The sequence below is a fragment of the Rhizobium rosettiformans genome, assembly GCF_016806065.1.
Classification (GTDB): Bacteria; Pseudomonadota; Alphaproteobacteria; order Rhizobiales; family Rhizobiaceae; genus Allorhizobium.
In genome coordinates this window covers 3,359,765-3,374,949 of record NZ_CP032405.1, presented here as the reverse complement: position 1 = coordinate 3,374,949, position 15,185 = coordinate 3,359,765, and the positions used below count along the sequence as shown (strand labels likewise).

The following is a 15,185-nucleotide window of genomic DNA, read 5'->3' as shown; positions in this document are numbered from 1 at the left end:
CCTTTGGGACAGCTCCGGAATTGGCCCCCTGATTGGGTCGGCCGCACCGGACTATTTCCAGCCTGTCGAACAGGCGCCGTCGCACATTACCACGAGCTTTATCGAAGCCTTATCAAACGGTCAAACCGGATTGCGGCGCTTTGTGTGACGGAAGCGGCAGTTCACAGAATGTCCCTTGTGCGACCTGCACGACATGGCCTCGCACGGTTGCACAGCCGGGGCGTTTGGTCCACAACGGCGCCACCTTCCCTCACCCTTCACGAGTCTCCCCGTGGCCGATCTCGCCTTACAAGCCCTGCTGCTGCTGTTCATTGCCGCCTTCATCGCCGGCTTCATCGATTCGATTGCGGGTGGCGGCGGGCTGATCACCATTCCGGCCATGCTGATCGCGGGCATTCCGCCACTGGAAACGCTCGGCACCAACAAGCTGCAGTCGATGTTCGGCGCAGGGTCGGCAACGCTCGCCTATGCGCGCAAAGGTCACGTGGATCTGAAAAAGCAGCTGCCGATGGCTGTCATGGCAGTGATCGGTGGCGCCATCGGTGCCTTGATCGCAACCGTTGTGCCAGGCGACGTGCTGCGGGTGCTGATGCCCTTCCTGCTGGTCGCCATCGCGCTCTATTTTGCGCTGAAGCCGAACATTTCCGACGAAGACCGCCATCAGCGCATGACGCCCTTCATCTTCGGTGTAACGCTTGTGCCGCTGATCGGCCTCTATGACGGCGTCTTCGGCCCCGGCACCGGCTCGTTCTTCATGCTCGCCTTCGTCTCGCTTGCCGGCTTCGGCATGCTGAAGGCAACGGCGCATACGAAACTTCTGAACCTCGGCTCGAATCTCGGCGCCTTCCTGATCTTCGTCGCCAGCGGCGTGGTGCTCTGGAAAGTCGGCCTCCTGATGGGCGTCGGCCAGTTCCTCGGCGCCCAGACCGGTTCGCGTTTCGCCATGCGCAAGGGCGCCAAGATCATCAAGCCGCTGCTGGTCGTTACCTGCGTCGCACTCGCCATCCGACTGCTGGCGGACCCGACCAACCCGATCCGTGTTTGGCTCGGGGCCTGAGGTTCAGTACTCCACGCCGATCTGAGCCTTGATGCCCGAGCGGAAGGGGTGCTTTACCAGTTCCATCTCCGTCACGAGATCGGCAAGTTCAATCAGCTCGTCCTTGGCGTTGCGACCAGTCAAGACGACATGAGTCATCGGCGGTTTCTCTGTCGCCAGGAATTCCAGCACTTCGGCGAGATCGATATAGTCGTAGCGGATGGCGATGTTCACCTCATCGAGCAGCACCATGGAATTCAAGGGATCGCGGATCAGTTCCTTGGCCTTCTCCCAGGCGGCCTGAGCCATTTCTATGTCGCGGGCCTTGTCCTGTGTCTCCCAGGTGAAGCCTTCACCCATGGTGTGGAAGTCGCAGAGATCCGAGAAATGCTTGAGGATCATGTCCCGTTCGCCTGTTGACATGGCGCCCTTGATGAACTGGACCACGGCGCATTTCTTGCCGTGTGCGATGTGTCGGAAAATCATGCCGAAGGCAGCAGACGACTTGCCCTTGCCCTTGCCGGTATGAACGATGATCAGGCCCTTCTCGCCGGTCTTCGTCGCCATGATCTTGTCGCGCGCAGCCTTCTTCTTGGCCATCTTTTCCGCGTGGCGGGCGAGATCGCTCTCGGCGGTGGCAATGGTTTCCTCAGTCATGTCATACTCCCGGAACTATTGATTTTTTTTGCGAACCAGATGGGTTGCGGTTTACTACAACGGTGACCGCGCCCTCTACCCGTCTTCAAGAGACGCCACCTCGCCCCTTTGGCAAGTCGTCCACTATGTTGAGCCAGTCGACGCGCTCGTCCCAGTGCCAGTGCTCGCGGATCGCTACGGAAAGCCCATCAGCAAGGCTCGCGACGTAGAAATCGATATCATCAGGGCGCCGCTCAGTCTCGAATGACATGGGCGATCCGCAATTGCCGCAGAAGCCGCGCCGCACACCCGCGGATGAGGCGTAAAAGTGCAGACTGTCTCCTTCGAAGCGCGCGCTGTCGCGCGGAACGGTGAAGAAGGTCGTTACAGGTGAAGAGGCAGCCCTGCGGCAGCTCTCGCAATGGCAATGACCAGAGCTGCGGACGGGTCCAGAGGTACGGAAGCGCACACCTCCACACAGGCAATGCCCCCGCAAGGCCATCGGGCCACTCTGCTGAACGTCAGACATGCAACTCTCCATCGACCATTTCGCCCAATCTGAACTTGGCCGAATTGCTCTTCGGCGTCCACAAGCCCCGTTCGATCGCCTCGATCAGCCGCTCGGCGAGCTCCTTCTGGGCCGGGGCATTCTTCTCGGCCATGAAATCGCGCACCCGTTCGTCGAGGATAAATGCCTGGTAGACGGCTTCGAAATGGTGGTCGCGTACGGCACCCGTGGTGGCTGCAAAGGCAAACATGTAATCGACCGTTGCGGTGATCTCGAAGGCGCCCTTGTAACCATGGCGCATGACGCCTTCGATCCACTTCGGATTGACCACACGGGCGCGCACGACCCGGCCTATCTCCTCTTCGAGGCTCCGGATCACGGGCTTTTCCGGCCGCGAATGGTCGTTGTGATAGACCTTGGGCCTTACACCCGCGACGTGTTCGACCGCTGCCGTCATACCGCCCTCGAACTGGTAGTAGTCGTCGCTGTCGAGCAGGTCGTGTTCGCGATTGTCCTGGTTCTGGACCACGGCCTGGACCGAACGTAAACGCTCCTCGAACAAACCACGTTCCGCCTTGCCCTCCTCGCCCGCGCCATAGGCGTAGCCACCCCAGACGAGATAGCTCTCGGCGAGATCGGCGCGCTCGGCCCAGCCCTTTTCGTCGATCAACGCCTGCAGGCCAGCCCCATAGGCGCCGGGCTTGGAACCGAAGACGCGGTAGCCGGCGCGGCGCGCGGCCTGTTTTTCGTCCAGCCCTTCACCTCTCAGCTTTTCGGTTTCGGCCCGCACACGTGCGGCGATCGGATTATCTTCCTCGTCCTCTTCAAGTGCCGCTACTTCAAGTGCCGCTACCGCCCGCACCGCCTTGTCGAAGAGCGCGATCTGCTCTGGGAAGGCATCGCGGAAGAAGCCGGAGATACGCAGCGTGACGTCGACTCGCGGCCGGCCGAGCATCGCCATCGGGATCACCTCGAAGCCGGTAACGCGCCGCGAGGCCATGTCCCAGAGCGGCTTGACGCCAATGAGGGCCAAGGCTTGCGCGATATCATCGCCGCCGGTCCGCATGTTAGACGTGCCCCAGGCGGTGATGCCGAAGGATGTCGGCCATTCGCCGTGATCCTGGACATAACGCTGGATCAAAAGCTCGGCGGATTTCTTGCCGAGTTCGTAAGCCGCCGGTGTGGGAACAGCACGGCTGTCGACAGAGTAGAAGTTACGTCCCGTGGGCAGGACATCAGGTCGACCGCGCGTTGGCGCGCCTGAGGGGCCAGGGGAAACGAAGTGGCCGGCGAGGCCCTTAAGCAGGCCATCGATCTCGGCGGGGCCGGAGGATACGACGGCGGGTTTCAGGCGGGTATCGATCTCGGCGAGGACGGCTTGGGTGCGCAGCCAATCATCTGGGCAAGAGAGGTCACCGGCGACGAGCTTTGCGGCGAGGAGTTCGATACGCTCGACGGTGTCACCCGCCGTGCGCCAGGGGGCGTCAGTGATGAAGGACAGGATCGTGGGGCGTGGCCCGGTCCACGGATCGGACATGACGCAATCGAGGGGGTCGAAGCCTTTCGTCTTGAGCAAATCTCCAGCAATCGCCCGCTGCAAACTAGCATCACCGCCCTCGCCTTGGCCGCGTGGCACCCGGGCCAGCGCGATGACGAGATCGGTCAGCAACCGACCCTCTGGCGCGAGCCCGAAGATATGCAAGCCGTCGCGGATCTGCATTTCCTTGAGGTCGCAGAGATAGGCGTCGAGCTTTTCGAGCGCCTGGTCATCCGCCTCGCCCTTGGCGATGCCGGCATCCTGGTCGAGGCCGATGTCGGCGATCAGCTCAAGGATCTGCTTCTTTAACAGCACCAGACGGCGCGGGTCGCCGCCCGAGGCTTCGTAATACTCGTCGACCAGTGCCTCCAGATCCTTCAGCGGGCCGTAGCTCTCGGCGCGCGTCAGCGGCGGCGTCAGGTGGTCGATAATGACGGCGGAGCTGCGGCGCTTGGCCTGGGTCCCCTCGCCGGGGTCGTTGACGATGAAGGGATAGAGATGTGGCAACGGGCCGAAGACGGCCTCGGGGAAACAGGTTTCCGACAGCGCCAACGCCTTGCCCGGTAGCCATTCGAGATTACCGTGTTTGCCCATGTGGATCACCGCTTGAGCGGCGAATTCCCGCCGGAGGAAGGCGTAGAAGGCGAGGTAGCCATGCGGCGGCACGAGGTCCGGCGAATGATAGCTTTCCTTGGGATCGATATTGTAGCCACGCGCCGGCTGGATGCCGATCATGAGCTTGCCGAAGCGCATTAGCGGCAGCGCGAAGGCACCGTCGAGATAGAAGGGATCACTCTCTGGCGCGCCCCAGCGCGTGGTGACGCGCTCCTGAACTTCTTTGGGAAGATCCTCGAAGAACTTTATGTAATTACTGACGGAAAGGCGTTCGCGAATAACGCGTCCGTCATTCGCCGCATTGGTCGGCCCGGCCATCAAGGCCTGCATCAACATATCGCCGTCAGCGGGCAGATCAGCGACGTCGTAGCCGGCGTCGCGCATGGCGCGCATGACCTCCATCGTGCCGGCGGGCGTATCCAGTCCGACCCCGTTGCCGAGGCGGCCATCGCGGTTCGGGTAGTTGGCCATAACAAGCGCCACTCGACGGTCTGCAGGCTCGGCCGACCGAAGCTTCGCCCAGTTGGCGGCGAGTTCGGCGACAAAACGCATGCGGCCGGCATCCGGCTCGTGGCTCACCAGGTTGGCCTCGACCCGCTCGTCGAAGCGCGCCTTGGACTTGAACGAGACGGCGCGGGTCAGTACCCGGCCGTCGACTTCCGGCAGGGCGACGCTCATCGCCAGATCGCGGGCGCTGAGGCCCTGTGTCGAGTTCTCCCAGGTGGCGCGCGGCGAGGAGGAGAAGATCGCCTGCAGCACCACGGCACCGGTCTCGTCGAGCACCGTCGAAGGCTTTTCCGCGCCTGGGGTCGAGACAGCGAAACCGGTGGTGTTGATGACGACTGCTGGTGGAAAGCGCGTGAAAACGGCGCGCAGTGTATCGACCGAGACCTGGTCCTTGAGGCTCGAGACGAAGACAGGAAGCGGGATCAATCCCTCAGACTTCAAGGCTTCGACCATGGCTTCGACGGGTGCCGTTTCGCCGCTCTGGACGAGGGCACGGTAGAAGCAGAGGGGAGCAATCTTGCCTATCCCTGCAGCCAAGGAGAGAGTCAGGGTGAGAGGCTGGTCTTGCTCGGTGCTTTGCCCCTCATCCGCCCTCCGGGCACCTTCTCCCCCTAGACGGGGAGAAGGAGAGGCCAGCCTCTCCCACTCCTCAACCCCGATCACACCCCTGCCCGACCACCAGATGCCGGCCTTCAGCAGCGGACGCGCCGGTTCCGGACGGTCGGTATCGTCGAGAATAGCCTCGGCATAGGACACGAAAGCCGAGGCATTGCCCGCCCCGCCTTCGGTCAGGTAGGTCCAGAGAGCCTGGCGATCGTCCTCCGCACAGGCCTGGAATGGCAAAAGTCCCTCATCCGGCTTGTCGTCACCCGGCAGCACGACGATGACCGCGCCGCTGCGACGGGCTGAGGCGTGCAGCGCCTCCAGCGCATAGTGAAAGTAACTCGCCCCACCTAGCGCCCTGACCACGATCAGCCGCGCATGGCGTGCCGTGCGCTCGATATAGGTATCGACCGACATCGGATGCTTGAGCGTCATCAGGCTGGCGAGCCGCCAGCGAACCGCCTCTCCGCCCCTCGCCTGCACGGCGGCCGCGATCGCAGCCAGCTCCGTATCGGCCGCCGAGAGGAACAGCACGTCCCCTGGCGTCTGGCCGAGATCGATCGCCTCGTCGCCGTCGCTGATCGATCCCTTCTGGGCAAGCAGGAGATGCATGGATCAGCCAGCCGCCGCCTGAACGTCCTCGACCACAGAACCGAAGTCCCATTCATGCAGGCCGATGACGACGATGCGCGTTTCGCGCTTTTCAGCCGATGTCCAGGGGCGGTCGAAATAGGTTTCGATGCGGGTGCCGACGGCCTGGATGACGAGGCGCATCGGCTTGCCCGGCACGTCGATGAAACCTTTGAGGCGCAGGATGTCGTGTTTCTCGATCACAGGCTTCAGGCGATCGATGAAATCGGACGCGTCTTTGATCGCACCAAGCTTCAGGACGAAGCTTTCAAATTCGTCGTGATCGTGATGATGATCGTGGTCTTCGCCCGAGGCATGCAGCGCCTCGTGCTCCAGCTCGTGATGCGACTTCCGGTTCTCGATGTCGTCTTCGGTGCTGGCGCCAATGCCGAGCAGCACGAGCGAGGGCACTTCGCCGTTCTTCGCCTCGATCATCGAGGGCTTGCGGCTGGTGCGGCCAGTCACCTCGGCGCGTACGGCGGCGATGCCGGCGGCATCCAGCAGATCTGTCTTGTTGAGGACGATCAGGTCGGCGCAGGTCAGCTGGTCCTCGAACAGTTCCTCGATCGGGCTTTCGTGGTCGAGATTGTCGTCCTCGGCGCGCTGGGCAGCAACCGCATCGTGGTCATCGGCGAAACGACCGGCGGCAACAGCCGCGCTGTCGACGACGGTAACAACACCATCGACAGTGACGCGGGTGCGGATATCCGGCCAGTTGAAGGCGGCGACCAGCGGCTGCGGCAAAGCGAGACCTGAGGTCTCGATGACGATATGGTCGGGCTTCACGTCGCGGTCGAGCAGCTTCTGCATGGTCGGCACGAAGTCGTCGGCAACCGTGCAGCAGATGCAGCCATTGGTGAGTTCGATGATGTCGTCTTCGGTGCAATTGTCAGCGCCGCAACCCTTCAGCACATCGCCATCGACGCCGAGATCGCCGAATTCATTGATGATCAGCGCGATCTTCTTGCCGCCGGCATTCATCAGCATGTTGCGGATGATGGTGGTCTTGCCGGCCCCGAGGAAGCCGGTGATGACGGTGGCGGGGATCTTTTGCTGCAACATGGTTCAACCCTTCATTTTCAACGGCAAGCCCGCCGCGATAAAATAGACTTCAGCCGCCTCTGCGGCGATGGCTTGGTGGAGACGGCCGGCATGGTCGCGGAAGGCGCGGGCCATCTTGTTTTCGGGCACGATGCCGAGGCCGACTTCATTGGAGACGAAGATGATGGTGGCCTTGAGTTCCCCAAGACTGGCGGCGAGTGCCGCGCTGTCTGCGTCGACGTCACGGCCTTCCTCCATCATCAGATTGGTGACCCAGAGCGTCAGGCAGTCGACGAGGATCACCCGCTCGGGCTTGTCGAGCGTCTTCAGTACCCCGACGAGATCCAGCGGCTCCTCATGCGTCGTCCAGCCGTCATTGGCTCGGTCGGCCTTGTGGCTCTCGATGCGGGCGCGCATCTCGTCGTCCCAGGCACGGCCAGTGGCGAGGTAAAACCTGTCGAAGCGCGTATCGCGCGCTAATCCCTCGGCAAAGCGTGACTTGCCCGAGCGTGCGCCACCGAGAACCAGGATGGATCGGGATTGGGATGCGGTCATGGAGTGCCATGGCCCCCAACCGCGCGCAGATGCCCTGCTGCGCATGCATCAAACATGCACGAAATATCAGGAGATGCCCTGCCCGCAGATACGGACGGACATCCACGGGACCGCAAGGACCCGTCGAAACAATGTGTCGCCACGACAACCTCCGTGCTGGCAACGGGGAGACCTCCCCAGTGTGGGCACCATGCCCGTGGATGGCAGGTCTCCTGGCTCGCAGGTCGTGGTCTTTAAAGGACCGTCGGGTTCTCCTCGCCTTCCCAGGGTTAGCTAGCAACACGAAAGAGCGGACGATTCGTAGAATAAGAGGCGTCCTGCCCCGGCTGATCGTGTTGCCACCCCAGTGGCTTTTCCGTCCTGCCGTTTTTCAGCGGCCGGCCGCACCCTGCGACCTGTTGCCACTTGAAACGGCAGAGCGGATGGAGAACCCTCGCTGCAATACAGTCGCGGGGTCGGCTGCGTTCGGCGTGCCCGGTTGGGGTCCACGCCTTCGCATTCCCTTTTGCTCTCCGGACAACATCTCTGCCGTTCGGAAACCATCCAGCACGAGGATTAGGCCGAGGTCGAAGCCGAGTCAATCACAGCTGCGGCGGAGAGCTGCGTCATTGCGCACGAGGGTCGATCAAGGGCTTGCGGAGCAGTCCGGCGTGACGGCTGGGTCGCAATCCGGCCGCAGGCGAATGGTACCCACGGCTCCCTGTTCGACCGGCGTACCCTTGCCGATGTCGGCGGCGCGACGCGCAGGTTGTGCGGGGGCTGCGGGCTGCGGCGGCTGCACCTCGGCCACGGGTGGTGCCGCCATTTCACGCGGTGGCGGAGGAACTGCCGTATTCTGGGTAGTCAGAGCAGAAGGCTTACGCGGCGCCGCCTGCGGCGCTGCCGAGGCAGCGCGTGGCGATGCCGCCCGAGCGTTCGGCACAATTATCGGCGGCGGTTCCGAAGCGAGCCGCGTGGAAATGGTTCGCTGCGGCAGGGGCTTGCGGACACGCGGCGTGGTCAGGGAGAAGGCAAAGCGGATCCGGGCTGCGACCTCTTCCGCCAGCGCCTGACGCGCCCAACGCGGGTCGTCCGTTGGGCTGTTGACGGTGAATACGCCCTGGGCGACCGGTTGCCCGGTTTCGACCGATGTCGCTGTTACCGTGAACTTCGCCTGGGCGAGACGCCGACGGGCGCCCTCGCCAAATCCCAGGCGATCGATCTTGACCAGCAGGACGACGCGCTCGGCACCCGCAGGAGGACGCGTTGCTGCAATCGCAGCGGAGACACGGCGATCGACGCTTTCGATGAGGTCGAGCGGGATGCGCGCATCGGCCATGACCGTCACGTTGCGGACGTAGTAGACCAATGGACGGTCAATGCTGCGCCCGAAGAAGACAGAGCAGGATGCGAGCAGCAGGGCGAAGCCCATGGCGACGGCAATGCGAAGGCTGCAAGCGAACATGACGACCCCGGACAGGTGATTCTGAACCTGCCCGAGAATTCGCCATTTATGGTTAGTGTAGAGTTAACTTGCCGCCTGAAGGGTCGCGAAGAGTGACGCTGCCGATGCGAACTCGCCGTAACGGGCCTCACGACGCGCTTCGGCTTCGGCATCAGAACCCCAATGCTCGATGGTCCAGTCCTCGTCGAGATGGGCAAGCGACCAGACTTCGTCCAGATCGAAGGCGCCCTCGGCAAAGGCAAGGGTCAGCACAGCCGAGCCCGTCAGCGTGGTTACCACGTTGAGGCAGGAGATCTGGAAAGTATCGCGGTAACGCTCGAGAGCGCGCGCGTAAGCAGCAATGGCTTCCTTCGGTTGCTCCTGATGCATCACGCCCTCGACGAGGATGAAGCGGGCGCCGTGCGCGGTCGAGATCCAGCCAAGCAGTGGGTCCCAGCGAGCCGACTGACGGTCGATCAGTTCTTTCGGGCCGTCGGCGCGGTAGCAGAGAAGATCAGTGCCTGCGAAACGGACGATCTCGTCGAACACTTCGTCCAGACTGTTCGAAACGGCGTCGATGGCGGTATTCGCGAGTTTGGTGATCGGCATGGTCGCGGGATCGATGAACTCGCCCTGCCCCGCCCATTCGGCGACCACGAGTTCTGCTGCCTCACGGGTGGGCAGCGTCAGGAGGTTCTTCGCCGGCGTCTTCACCGACTTTCCGTCCAGCGTAATGGAGAAGCCGTCGTCGCGGGTCTCGATCCCGACGCTCTCATAAAAGCGCTTCGGCAGCGGCCGCTTCATCTGGATCTGCGCCCGGCGCACCGGATCCTCATGGCTGGGCTCCGGAATGAAGGTCCCGAAAATGTCCTGGCTGAGTTCGTCGCGCATCAAGAGCTCCTAGTGGATATAGGCCAGAAGGTCGGCCGGACGCTCGACCACGGCATCGGCACCCGCTTTCCAGAGATCGTCGGCCTTGGCATACCCCCAGGCGACACCGATCGCGGTGGCACCGGCGGCCTTCGCCATCTGCATGTCGTAGATCGCGTCGCCGATGACGATGGTCTCACGCGGCGCTATGCCTGCCTCGTCACAGCATTCCGTTACCATGGCCGGATGCGGCTTGGACGGGCAGTCGTCTGCTGTCCGGCAGAAGAGGAAATGGGGCTTGAGGCCATGACCTTCAAGGATGGTTTCGAGCCCGCGGCGCGACTTGCCGGTGACGGCGCCGAGCCAGATATCCTCGCGGGCGATCAGCGCGTCCAGGACTTGGCGGATGCCATCGAACATGGTTTCGCCGAAACCGGAGTCACGGCGGACATCGGCAAAGATCGCCTTGTAGTGGGCCGCCATGGCGACCGCTTCGTCATCGGCATGCGGCTTGCCGTCCATGCGGGCGATCGCGATGTCGAGCGTCAGGCCGATAATCGACTTGGTCGTCTCCAAAGCGGGCTCCGGCTTGCCGAAGGCGGTGAAGGTGTGGCGCATGACTTCATGGATCAGGCCGGCGCTGTCGACCAGCGTGCCGTCGCAATCGAACAGAACAAGCTTCATTCGCCGTCCCTGTCACCATCGCGCTGGTCGAGACCGAGCAGGTTCCAGGTCTGGACCATGTGCGGCGGCAGCGGTGCCGTAACCTTCAGGCGACCGCCATTCGGATGCGGCAGGTCGATGTAGCGGGCATGCAGATGAAGCCGCTTTTGGACGCCGCCGGGGAAATCCCAGTTGTGGTCGTCGATGAAGTATTTGGGATCGCCGATGATCGGATGCCCGATATGCAGCGCGTGGACGCGCAGCTGGTGCGTGCGGCCGGTATAGGGCTCCATTTCCAGCCAGGCGAGGTTCTGGGCTGCCGTATCGATGACACGGTAGTAGGTGATGGCGTGGTCCGCCCCTTCCTCGCCGTGCCTGCAGACTCGCATGCGGTCGCCTTCGTCGGTCTGGTCTTTGGTGAGCCAGGTCGAGATCTTGTCCTCGTGCTTGCGCGGGACGCCCTTCACCAGCGACCAGTAGATCTTCTTTGTGTCGCGCTCGCGAAACGCTGCCGTCAGCTTCTGGGCGGCGCCGCGCGTACGGGCAACGACGAGTACGCCGGAGGTGTCGCGGTCGAGGCGATGCACCAGGCGCGGCTTTTCGCCCTTCCGGCTCGTCCAGGCTTCCAGCATCTTGTCGATGTGGCGATTGAGACCAGAACCGCCCTGCACGGCAAGGCCGGCGGGCTTGTTGAGTACGAAGACCTTCTCGTCTTCATGCAGCAGCATGCGCGACAGGAGTTCGTGGTCGTCGCCGTGCTTCAGATCGTGGCTGGCGATCGGGCCGGTCTTCTTGGCGTCGACATCCATGGGGGGAACGCGCACAACCTGACCGGGCTGAACGCGGGCGTCTGTCTTCACGCGACCGCCGTCGACACGGACCTGGCCCGAGCGCAGAAGCTTCTGCAACGCGCCGAAGCCCAGACCCGGGTAATGGATCTTGAACCAGCGGTCGAGCCGCATGCCAGCCTCGTCGGCTTCCACGGTGATATGTTCGATGCCTGCCATCAGGATACTTTCTCGCTCGGGTTCTCCACCCACTTATCCCGTGCCTTTAGTAGATTTCGGGCGGAAAGGGAAAGCGGAAATGCAGGCTCGGGCGTCAGAACAGGCTGCGGCCGAGGGCGAGACCACCGAAAGCGGCCGAGAGGGACAGGACAAGGCTCGCTCCGACATAGGCCAGGGCCAGATGACTTTCGCCACGTTCGAAGAGCGCCATTGTATCGAGTGAAAAGGAGGAGAATGTGGTGAACCCTCCAAGGAAGCCGACCACCAGCAGCAACTGCATCTCCATAGGGGCGGAGAACCTACGCGCCAGCAGTTCGGTCAACAGACCGATGATGAACGAGCCGACGATGTTGACGGTGATCGTGCCCCAGGGGAAGCCCATCCCCAGCCAGCGGGTCATGGCAATCCCGGTGAGATAGCGGGCTACCGATCCGGTTGCACCGCCGATCGCGACGAGCAGGATGTGGAACATGGATGCCTCCGGCTTTAACGGCTCTTGCGCGCGCCGTTCAAGCCGGTTCGGGCCACCGCGTCAAGCCTTGGCCGACGCCAGAAATTCCGCCACGAAAGCCGACAGCGCCTTCCAGTCGGTGAATTCGTGGTCGCGACTGACATCCGTCGGAGCGTTTTCATGCTCTGCCATACGCCGGATGATCCAGCGCTTGAAGAAGTCATATTCGGTATAACGGAGTGCTCCGGCTGCGTGATGGATCATGCCGGGCTTCCAGCCGCTGGTCTCAAGAAGTGTGTCGGGATAATGCGCGGCCTCCTCACGTTCTTCCTCGAATTCACTGCGGATCAGCAGCGAAAGAGAGATGAGGGCCGTTGGCACACTGTTCAGCCAGACCGCCTCCTGCTTGGCAAAGGCGGTGAAGGCTGCCGGATAGCGCGCCGCGTGAATCGGTGCGCAAAGGATAGCCGCTTCCGGATGGCCAACCGCGTATTCGCCGCCGGAGCTTATGTCGAACAGAAGCGCCCGGTCGCCTTCGGCCTCGACCGCCGACGCGACCGCTTCCGCGATCTTGCGTGTCTGCCCCTCAATCGACGCGTAGCCGACTAGAATAATCATGGTTCTGGTCCTTCCCTGATGACGCACTCAGAGTGCTGCAAGGACATGGATGATGCCTTGATCTGGCGCAAAGCGGGACATCCTCAGACGCCGACGCAACCATTACACTTTTATTCAAAACCACTCATTCGACTTAAAGATGCATAGATAACCGTGGTTTATGCTAATGTCGTTATGTAATATCTGGGAAACGCCCATGACACAGGTTGTCACAGTCTCTGCGCATACCGCGGCCTACGCGATGGAACCGGTGAAGCCGCCGCAACGCGCCTCCCGTGCGTCCTACGTGGAAGAGCATACGAGAATGCTGGCACAGCAGGCAGCACAGAGCGAAGATCTGCGGCTCCGGGCGCTCGTCAACGTCGTGCAGCCTCCGGCGCTCGCCCTCTACTTCCTGACCTCATCGCAACAGCAATTCGAGCAGGCGACACTGAAGGAAACGATCGAGGCCTACAAAAGCTCGGTCGCCTGATCTCCCAAGACCCCTGCGGCCAATGAAAAACCGCGACCGGTGACGGTCGCGGTTTCGTATTTTCAGGGCATAGCGATCAGGGTCACTTGCCCCGGGCCGGACCGACTGGCAGCGCCACGTCCACGGCACCGGCCTTCTCGAAGGTCAGCGTGACGTTGACGGTCGCGCCTTCCTGAAAGGGTTCGGCCACCTTGAAGAACATCAGATGCAGGCCGCCCGGCTTCAACTCAACCGTCTCACCGGCCGGGATTGCGATGCCGTCGGTCAGCTGACGCATCTTCATCACCTCGCCTTCCATCGCCATCTCATGCAATTGGACTTCGCCGGCCTGGGCTGAGGTGGCGGAAACCAGCTTGTCGTCCTCACCGCCCTTATTGACGATGGTGATGAAACCGCCACCGACAGGCTGGCCTGGCAGCATCGCCCTCGTGAAGCCGGCGGTCAGTTCCAGATCGCCTGCGGTCACCGTCTCAAACCCGCCGGGATCGGTGGCCGCCATGTGATCGCCGTGACCGAAATGGTCACCATGGGCGCCGTGCGCGCCGTGGCCATCCGCCGCAGCCTGCTCAGCGGGTGCTCCGTGTCCGGCATGGGCATCATGAGCACCGTGTGCACCATGCGCCCCATGGCCATGGTCACCGCCTTCAGCGGCGACGAGGTTGAGAACCGGTGCCGGACCATTGAGGTCGTGCGGATCCTGTCCGGGTGCTGCGATCTGATCCCAGGCGACCTTGGCGTCAGCGCCGCAGAGTTGAACGGTTGGGAAGGCCAGACCGGTCGCCGGGTCGCCAGCCGCGATCTTCCCATAAACGACGAAGGTGTCGTAGAAATTGTCCGGCAGGTCACCATTCCTGAAGCGAATCTCGACCGGGCCGGATTTCACCTGCTTGCCGTGATTGTCGTAGCTGTTCTGGTAGTCGCCGGTGATGACCTCAACGTCCCAGCCAGCCTTCGGCATCGGCTTGGCGGAAATGAAGCCTTCCGGAAGCTTGATCTGGACCTCGTTGGTCGCCTTGCCGTCGCAACCATGCGGCACCTGCAGAGTAGCGGCGACATAGGAGCCGACCTTGGCGGGCTGGTTGGCAAAGGTCGCGTGGGCAAACACAGCCGTGGTCGATGCGAGCGTGGTAATTGTGGTTGCAAGAATGAGATTGGTCTTCATGGGTGTCTCTCCTTGCCGCGGTCCTTCTTGGCCGTCGGCAGTCTAAAGTCTTCGTCGATTGAATGAGGGCAATCAGACGGAGAGCGGCGGATCGCGCAGGCGTGGACGATCGAGGAGATGGCTGGGGCGGACGGTCGAGTCGACCGGGTCAATCTCACCCAGACTCGGGAACCGGTCGAGCAGCCAGGACTGGTCGGAAGGTTCCGGCAGCAGGATGGCGCCGGCGAGACGGCAAGCCTCGCAATCCGCGGCAGGGCGCGCATGCTTCTGGCCAATATCGGCGATGCAGAGATCGGCAAAAGAGCCGTCGGGCAGCACGTAGGCGACCGACTGAATGTCGTTGGCAAGCGCGGCGGGTGCCCGGTGGCCAAAACCGACAGACAGGAAGACCATCGCGCAGAAGATGCGCAATAGGATCGTCGCTGGCCTGACCTTCGGTTTCATCGATGCCCCCGTTTCGCCAAATCCTTTATCGCGATGCCGGGGACAAGCCAAGTGGCGAGATGCCGCGCCTGCGGAGCAAACACCAAGATGTTTGCGCCCCCGCAAATACGAGGCCGCAGCGACAATTATTTGTTCGGGAGCGACGCAGCCTCTTGCCAAGCCGCCACACTGCCAGATAATGCCTCCATGACCTTGTTGGGAGATACCGGTTTGATCCGGAGCCGAAGGAGCAACCGCCCCGGAAACTCTCAGGCAAAAGGACCACAAGGCGTCGACTGCACTCTGGAGAGAGGCCCGTTTCCAAAGCGGACCAAGCCGAAGGGATAACAATCTCAGGCACAAGGACAGAGGGGGCTCATGAAGCGGCACAACCGTGCCCAGAATTGAGCAAGCGCGCGAGCGCTCAA

At 62.4% G+C, this 15,185-nt stretch carries 15 protein-coding genes and 2 riboswitches; of the genes, 2 read left to right on the top strand and 13 right to left on the bottom strand.

What is annotated here, in order from left to right; genetic code table 11:
• Positions 1 to 271: 271 nt before the first annotated feature.
• Entirely contained in the window at positions 272 to 1,057 is a 786-nt protein-coding gene (locus D4A92_RS16560) for a TSUP family transporter (RefSeq protein WP_203015762.1), read from the top strand.
• A 3-nt stretch (positions 1,058 to 1,060) separates the two neighbouring features.
• Here D4A92_RS16560 and cobO read toward each other — a convergent pair whose 3' ends face one another.
• The 11 genes from cobO to D4A92_RS16505 all read right to left on the bottom strand — a co-directional run bounded on the left by cobO (position 1,061) and on the right by D4A92_RS16505 (position 12,700).
• Positions 1,061 to 1,693 (bottom strand): cob(I)yrinic acid a,c-diamide adenosyltransferase, encoded by a 633-nt coding sequence (gene cobO, locus D4A92_RS16555; protein ID WP_203015754.1) that lies wholly within the window; start codon positions 1,691 to 1,693, stop codon positions 1,061 to 1,063.
• Positions 1,694 to 1,778: 85 nt separating this feature from the next.
• Positions 1,779 to 2,174: a GFA family protein gene (locus D4A92_RS16550; protein ID WP_246754119.1), complete on the bottom strand. Its 396-nt coding sequence runs from the start codon at positions 2,172 to 2,174 to the stop codon at positions 1,779 to 1,781.
• Between the two features lie 19 nt (positions 2,175 to 2,193).
• On the bottom strand, positions 2,194 to 6,054 hold the full coding sequence (gene cobN, locus D4A92_RS16545) for a cobaltochelatase subunit CobN (RefSeq protein ID WP_203015744.1): 3,861 nt from the start codon (positions 6,052 to 6,054) through the stop codon (positions 2,194 to 2,196).
• Positions 6,055 to 6,057: 3 nt separating this feature from the next.
• Positions 6,058 to 7,134, bottom strand: coding sequence for a cobalamin biosynthesis protein CobW (cobW, locus tag D4A92_RS16540; protein ID WP_203015742.1), 1,077 nt, complete (start codon positions 7,132 to 7,134; stop codon positions 6,058 to 6,060).
• A gap of 3 nt (positions 7,135 to 7,137) precedes the next feature.
• The gene (gene cobU / locus D4A92_RS16535; protein WP_203015734.1) at positions 7,138 to 7,668 is read right to left on the bottom strand and encodes a bifunctional adenosylcobinamide kinase/adenosylcobinamide-phosphate guanylyltransferase; all 531 of its coding nucleotides are present in this window, start codon (positions 7,666 to 7,668) and stop codon (positions 7,138 to 7,140) included.
• 185 nt (positions 7,669 to 7,853) lie between these two features.
• Positions 7,854 to 8,227: riboswitch (cobalamin riboswitch) on the bottom strand.
• A 66-nt stretch (positions 8,228 to 8,293) separates the two neighbouring features.
• Positions 8,294 to 9,112, bottom strand: coding sequence for a hypothetical protein (locus D4A92_RS16530; RefSeq protein WP_203015725.1), 819 nt, complete (start codon positions 9,110 to 9,112; stop codon positions 8,294 to 8,296).
• A 63-nt stretch (positions 9,113 to 9,175) separates the two neighbouring features.
• Positions 9,176 to 9,982, bottom strand: coding sequence for an ATP12 family chaperone protein (locus D4A92_RS16525; protein ID WP_203015717.1), 807 nt, complete (start codon positions 9,980 to 9,982; stop codon positions 9,176 to 9,178).
• A 9-nt stretch (positions 9,983 to 9,991) separates the two neighbouring features.
• The gene (locus tag D4A92_RS16520) at positions 9,992 to 10,645 is read right to left on the bottom strand and encodes an HAD-IA family hydrolase (protein ID WP_203015715.1); all 654 of its coding nucleotides are present in this window, start codon (positions 10,643 to 10,645) and stop codon (positions 9,992 to 9,994) included.
• Positions 10,642 to 11,631: an RluA family pseudouridine synthase gene (locus D4A92_RS16515; protein ID WP_203015713.1), complete on the bottom strand. Its 990-nt coding sequence runs from the start codon at positions 11,629 to 11,631 to the stop codon at positions 10,642 to 10,644. The genes D4A92_RS16520 and D4A92_RS16515 overlap by 4 nt, the downstream gene beginning before the upstream one ends.
• A 94-nt stretch (positions 11,632 to 11,725) precedes the next feature.
• Positions 11,726 to 12,103, bottom strand: a complete 378-nt coding sequence (crcB, locus tag D4A92_RS16510; protein ID WP_203015711.1) for a fluoride efflux transporter CrcB — start codon at positions 12,101 to 12,103, stop codon at positions 11,726 to 11,728.
• A gap of 60 nt (positions 12,104 to 12,163) precedes the next feature.
• Positions 12,164 to 12,700 (bottom strand): flavodoxin domain-containing protein, encoded by a 537-nt coding sequence (locus D4A92_RS16505; RefSeq protein ID WP_203015709.1) that lies wholly within the window; start codon positions 12,698 to 12,700, stop codon positions 12,164 to 12,166.
• 196 nt (positions 12,701 to 12,896) lie between these two features.
• Between D4A92_RS16505 and D4A92_RS16500 the strand changes: the two genes are divergently transcribed.
• The gene (locus D4A92_RS16500) at positions 12,897 to 13,172 is read left to right on the top strand and encodes a hypothetical protein (protein WP_006728531.1); all 276 of its coding nucleotides are present in this window, start codon (positions 12,897 to 12,899) and stop codon (positions 13,170 to 13,172) included.
• Between the two features lie 82 nt (positions 13,173 to 13,254).
• Here D4A92_RS16500 and D4A92_RS16495 read toward each other — a convergent pair whose 3' ends face one another.
• Complete coding sequence (locus D4A92_RS16495; protein ID WP_203015707.1) at positions 13,255 to 14,334, bottom strand: DUF1775 domain-containing protein; 1,080 nt, start codon at positions 14,332 to 14,334, stop codon at positions 13,255 to 13,257.
• Between the two features lie 72 nt (positions 14,335 to 14,406).
• Complete coding sequence (locus D4A92_RS16490) at positions 14,407 to 14,778, bottom strand: hypothetical protein (RefSeq protein WP_203015705.1); 372 nt, start codon at positions 14,776 to 14,778, stop codon at positions 14,407 to 14,409.
• A 186-nt stretch (positions 14,779 to 14,964) separates the two neighbouring features.
• Positions 14,965 to 15,052, top strand: a riboswitch (glycine riboswitch).
• Positions 15,053 to 15,185: the final 133 nt, after the last annotated feature.

Bases quoted from the DNA above. Each gene is read 5' to 3' on its own strand.
- cobO (WP_203015754.1), bottom strand. From the start codon at position 1,693: ATGACTGAGGAAACCATTGCCACCGCCGAGAGCGATCTCGCCCGCCAC.
- D4A92_RS16550 (WP_246754119.1), bottom strand. From the start codon at position 2,174: ATGGCCTTGCGGGGGCATTGCCTGTGTGGAGGTGTGCGCTTCCGTACC.
- cobN (WP_203015744.1), bottom strand. From the start codon at position 6,054: ATGCATCTCCTGCTTGCCCAGAAGGGATCGATCAGCGACGGCGACGAG.
- cobW (WP_203015742.1), bottom strand. From the start codon at position 7,134: ATGTTGCAGCAAAAGATCCCCGCCACCGTCATCACCGGCTTCCTCGGG.
- cobU (WP_203015734.1), bottom strand. From the start codon at position 7,668: ATGACCGCATCCCAATCCCGATCCATCCTGGTTCTCGGTGGCGCACGC.
- D4A92_RS16530 (WP_203015725.1), bottom strand. From the start codon at position 9,112: ATGTTCGCTTGCAGCCTTCGCATTGCCGTCGCCATGGGCTTCGCCCTG.
- D4A92_RS16525 (WP_203015717.1), bottom strand. From the start codon at position 9,982: ATGCGCGACGAACTCAGCCAGGACATTTTCGGGACCTTCATTCCGGAG.
- D4A92_RS16520 (WP_203015715.1), bottom strand. From the start codon at position 10,645: ATGAAGCTTGTTCTGTTCGATTGCGACGGCACGCTGGTCGACAGCGCC.
- D4A92_RS16515 (WP_203015713.1), bottom strand. From the start codon at position 11,631: ATGGCAGGCATCGAACATATCACCGTGGAAGCCGACGAGGCTGGCATG.
- crcB (WP_203015711.1), bottom strand. From the start codon at position 12,103: ATGTTCCACATCCTGCTCGTCGCGATCGGCGGTGCAACCGGATCGGTA.
- D4A92_RS16505 (WP_203015709.1), bottom strand. From the start codon at position 12,700: ATGATTATTCTAGTCGGCTACGCGTCGATTGAGGGGCAGACACGCAAG.
- D4A92_RS16500 (WP_006728531.1), top strand. From the start codon at position 12,897: ATGACACAGGTTGTCACAGTCTCTGCGCATACCGCGGCCTACGCGATG.
- D4A92_RS16495 (WP_203015707.1), bottom strand. From the start codon at position 14,334: ATGAAGACCAATCTCATTCTTGCAACCACAATTACCACGCTCGCATCG.
- D4A92_RS16490 (WP_203015705.1), bottom strand. From the start codon at position 14,778: ATGAAACCGAAGGTCAGGCCAGCGACGATCCTATTGCGCATCTTCTGC.